Raw genomic sequence first — 3,240 nt, 5'->3', positions numbered from 1 at the left:
GTCGACGCACGCGCCGGGTCCAGCCGCAGGCTGACGCTGCCGCTCGCAGCCTGGGGCGTCGCGCGGCGCCGTCAGGGTGCCGCCGCGGCGTTCCTGCTGGTGCTCGCGACGGCGTGCGCGACCTTCGGCGTCGGCTTCGCGGCGACCTGGACCCGGTCGCAGCACGACCAGGCCGCCGCGGCCGTCGGCACCGACCTGTCCGTCGCGGCGCCTGCCGACGCGCTCGGCTCGGGCGCCGCCGTCCACGCCGCCACGGGCGGTCGGGTCAGCCCGGCCACCACCCGACCGACCGTGCTCGGGTCGCGCGCCAACGGCGGCGACCAGCCCGTCCGGCTCGTCGCCGTGGACACGCGGGACGCCGACGGGCTCCTGCGCGGCCGACCCCCGGCGGGCGGCTGGGGTGACGCGACCGCCGGGCTGGCACCGGCGGACACGGTCAGCGGCGTGCTGCTCACCGAGACACCGACGGAGGTCCTGGTGTCGGGGCGGGTCGAGGACGGCGTCCCGGTCACCGCCGCGCTCAGCCTCGTGGTCCAGGACGGCGACGGGGCGCGTGCCGCGCTGGCCGTCGGGACCGTCCCGCTGGACGGCGGCACGACCACGGTGTCCGTCGCCGTGCCGCAGGACGCTCGCGTGGTGGCGGTCGACGCCCGGCTGTCGGCCGCCGGTGGGGACCCGGACCGGCAGCGCTCCCCCGGGTTCGCCCTCGACGTGACGCTGCGCGGCGCGTCCTCGGCTCCCGGCGGCTCGTGGTCGGTCGCGACCCCGCCCCGCGACGGCTTCGTGGTCGCCACGCTCGACGAGGTCTCCGCCGACGACGTGCCGGACGGCGTGCGGGTCACGCTGGACGGCACGGTCGCGCTGCCCGGGCTCCTCTGGGCGGAGGGCACCCTGACCGCGCTCGCGTTCGAGCCGGTCGACCAGGTCCCGGTCGTCGTGGCGGCGCCGCTCGCCGACGAGCTCGGCGTCGGCGTAGGCGACGGCGTGCAGGTCTCGCTGGGTCTGACCCGGGTCGAGGCGACCGTGCAGCGCGTCCTCCCCTACGTCCCGTCGCAGCCGCGCGGGCCGGCCGTGCTCGCGGACGTCGACACGCTGTCCCGGGTCGCCCTCAGCCAGGGAGACCTCGGGCCCCTGACCGACGCGTGGTGGGTCGGTGGCGACGTCCACCCCGGTGGCGCCGCCGCCCTCCTCGCCGACGGGGCCGGCCCCGTCACCGCACGCGCCGAGGTCGCGCACGAGGCCGTCGACGGACCCCTGCGCGCGGCGCAGCGGGGCGCCGCAGCGCTCCTGGTGGTCGCCGCCCTCGCCCTGGCCCTCGCGGGGACCGCGCTGCACGCCACGACCGCCCTGCAGTCCCGCGAGCTCGACGTCGCCCGCCTGCACGGCCTCGGCGCCCCTCGCCGGACCGTGCTCGCGTCCGTGCTCGCCGAGCAGGGCTTCCTCACCGCCGCGCCCGTGCTCCTCGGGGGCCTGCTCGGCGTCCTCGCGTGCTGGTCCGTCGGCCCGCTGCTCGCGGTGTCCGCCGACGGGCTCGCGCCCGTGCCCGCCGCCGTCCCGCAGTGGCCGTGGCCCGCGCAGGCGACGGCGCTCGTGCTGCTCCTGGTCGGGTGCGCGGTGATCGTCGTGCCGCTCGCGGCCCGCGCGGTGCGCCGCTCGACGATCGCCCGCCTCCGGATGGAGCCGCTCGCATGAGCGCCGCGTGGCGCCGGGCCCGCGCCGACCTGTGGCCCCTGCTGGTGACCGCGCTCGTCGTGGCGCTGCTGGTCGGCCTCACCGACGCGGTCCCGCGGCTGCTCACCCGGCAGGCCGACACCGCGGTGCGGACCGCGGTCGAGGAGGCCGACCCGGCCGCCGACCTCGTCGTCACGAGCAGGTACGGCGCGGGCGGGTCGGACCCCGCCGCGCCGGCCACCGAGACCACGATCGGCGTCGACGACGTCGCGCGGCAGATCGACGCCGGGCTGCCGCCGTCGCTGGCCGCCGTCCTCGGAGCACCCGTCGCCACGGCGAGCAGCACCCAGCTCGCGGTCAGCACCCCGGGGCTGCCGACCGGCGGCCTGCTGTGGATGACCTACCTGTGGGCAGGGCAGGAACCCGCGGTCCGCTGGCTCGACGGCGTGGCTCCCGGCCGACCCGGCCCGGACGGCGCCGTGCAGCTCGCACTCTCCGACACCGTCGCCCGCTCCCTCGACGTCCGCGCCGGCGGGACCCTCGCGGTGCGCACGGCCGACGGCACCGCCGTCCCCGTCCTCGTCACCGGGGTGTTCAGCGCCGACGACCCGCAGGACCGCGTGTGGACGGAGCGGCCCGAGATCCTGGAGCCCCGCGTCTACGGCCCGAGCACCGGGCGGACGACCGTCGTCGGCGCACTGCTGTCGTCGGCGTCGCTCCCCGCCGCCCGCGCCGCGCTCGAGCCGGACGGCGTGACGCGCACCTTCCGGCTCCCCGTCGACCCGCAGGCGCTCGACCACGCCGGGTCGGGCGACCTCGTGCGGCAGGTCGCGGCACTCGAGGCGTCGCCCGAGTCGCTCACCGTCCCCGGGCCCGACGTGCGCGTGACGTCACGACTGGACCTGCTGCTCACGCAGGTCGGTGCGCGGGTCGGGGCGACCTGGTCGCAGGCCGTCGTCGTGCTCACCGGGCTGGCGTCCGGCGCAGCCCTGGTGCTGCTCGTCGCCGCCGACCTCCTCGCGAGGCGACGGACCACCGCGCTGCGGACGGTGCGCGCCCGCGGGCGGTCGCTCGCGAGGATCGCCGGGGCGGCGGCAGCCGAGTCCGCGGTCGTCGTCGCCGTCGGGGCCGCGGTGGGCCTGGTGCTCGGCGCCCTCGTGGCACCCGGCACCGTGACCTGGCCCTGGGTCCTCGTCGTCGTGACGGTCGGCGCGCTCGCACCGCCCGCGTTCGCGGCGACGACCGCACGGCAGGGCGACGCGCGCCGCGTCCCGACCGACCGGCACCGTCGCCGGCTCGCCCAGCGCGTCCGTACGGTCCGCAAGGTCTCGCTCGAGGCGGCACTGCTCGTGCTCGCCGTCGGCGCGACCGCCGCGCTGCTGCGGCGCGGGGTCGTGTCGCTCTCGGGCCCCGCCGACCTGGTGCTCGCCTCCGCGCCCGTGCTCGTCGCCGCCGCGGGCGGGCTCCTGCTGTGGCGCGGCGTCCCGCCGCTCGTCGGCGTCGCGCTGGGCGCCGCACGCCGGTCCCGCACGGCCGGTCCGCTGCTCGCGATGGCGCGCGCCCGCACCA

2 protein-coding genes are annotated in these 3,240 nt (G+C 79.1%); both read left to right on the top strand.

Annotation, left to right across the window (positions count from 1 at the left end; genetic code table 11):
* The coding region (locus CBZ_RS21260) for an FtsX-like permease family protein (protein WP_218022839.1) at positions 1-1,692 on the top strand (1,692 nt) is incomplete at its 5' end.
* Positions 1,689-3,240 (top strand): hypothetical protein (locus tag CBZ_RS20210; protein ID WP_218022838.1); only part of this gene is annotated, 1,552 nt, incomplete at its 3' end. The genes CBZ_RS21260 and CBZ_RS20210, both read left to right, overlap by 4 nt.

This window comes from Cellulomonas biazotea, assembly GCF_004306155.1.
Taxonomy (GTDB): Bacteria; Actinomycetota; Actinomycetes; order Actinomycetales; family Cellulomonadaceae; genus Cellulomonas; species Cellulomonas biazotea.
The sequence above is the reverse complement of the archived record's forward strand: the minus strand, read 5'-3'. Positions and strand labels throughout refer to the sequence as shown.